We start from the raw sequence: 1,379 nt of genomic DNA, 5'->3' as shown, positions 1-1,379 counted from the left end.
AAAGTACTGCCAGCAGAGATAGTCGCAGCACTATACAACGCAACATCACGCGATAGCGTCGTCCCCGCTGTGATGGTTACAATTGTATTTGTTATGAAGTCAATAGGCAAAACCGCCGAGTTGACTAAAGATGCACCCGCAGAAACAGAAATGGTGCTCGTAAGCGTCACGCCCGCTGATAATATCGTGCCATCATCAAAATCTATCTGGCTTGCAGGAGTATAGCCCGTTGGGAAGATTAGCGTATTATCAGTTACCTCCCCAGCTGGCACAGACGTACCCGCAGGATACATCATGATGGTTGATATATTCATAGGCAGTGTCATTCCAGAAGAAAAAATTGTGCCAGTCGGTATTGCTACGCTACCGTTCACCGTTACAGCCGTAGAGAGCAACCCAGCCGGCAGATACTGACTCACACTAACAGTGACAGGTGCAGAGAGCACCGTGCCCGCGACAAGCGTAGTGCCAGCGGCTAATGTAGCGCCTGCAGCAACGGTGTTAGATGCACCAATGGTTGTGCCTATCGGCATTATCAATTCATCTGCAAGCTGCAATGATTGCGGTAGCAGACCAGAAAGCGTCTCGGTGGTGGTGACGACTGTGGCTGTTGCAAAGGTAAGCCCAACTGGGAGCGTATCGCCAGCTGAAAATGTTATTGCCGATACTAGCGTTCCCACAGGAATAGCTGTGCCAGCAGTGAACGACTGATTAGTAACAACCGTTAGCGGTGCAGGTAAATTGGTCCCTGCTGGAATAGTATCCCCACTATTAAAAGCTACAGGGGCAGACAACGTTATATCTGTCGGCAAAAGCGTACCCGCTGGTAGGGTCACGCTAGAAGATGGGGTAAAGTCAATGGGCAGGACCGCGGAGTTGACTAAAGACGCACCCGCAGAAACAGAAATGGTGCTCGTAAGCGTCACGCCTGCTGATAATATCGTGCCGTTATCAAAATCTATCTGGCTTGCAGGAGTATAGCCTGTTGGAAAATTTAACACAGCAACAGTTGTCGCCCCAGCTGGTATAGTCATGCCCGCAGAAAGCGTGTCAGTAGTTGATATTGCCTTAGAGATTGTCATACCAGCAGAAAATATAGTGCCACTCGGTATTGACACAGCACTTCTCACCGTCACAGCGGCGGTGAGAAGTCCAGCTGGTAGATTTTCGTTAGTGCTGACAACTGCATTGTAAGGCAACACTGTGCCTGCCGCTATACCTGTGCCTGCTGGCACCGTAGCAGGGGCGTTTATAGTAATGGCACTAGGGATAGCCCCAGTTAGCGTGTATCTAATGTTTGCTGTCACAGGCGTGGCAAAGTTCGTGCCTGCAGGAATAGTGCTACCGGAAAATAGTGTAAATGCTGCTGTCAGAGTGTA

General features: G+C 49.8%; 1 protein-coding gene. It reads right to left on the bottom strand.

The features are described from left to right. On the bottom strand, positions 1-1,235 hold a 1,235-nt coding region (locus AC1MDJ_RS07850), incomplete at its 3' end, for a hypothetical protein (protein WP_479690366.1). Positions 1,236-1,379: the final 144 nt, after the last annotated feature.

Source organism: Candidatus Termitispirillum reticulitermitis (genome assembly GCF_054655775.1).
The sequence above is the reverse complement of the archived record's forward strand: the minus strand, read 5'-3'. Positions and strand labels throughout refer to the sequence as shown.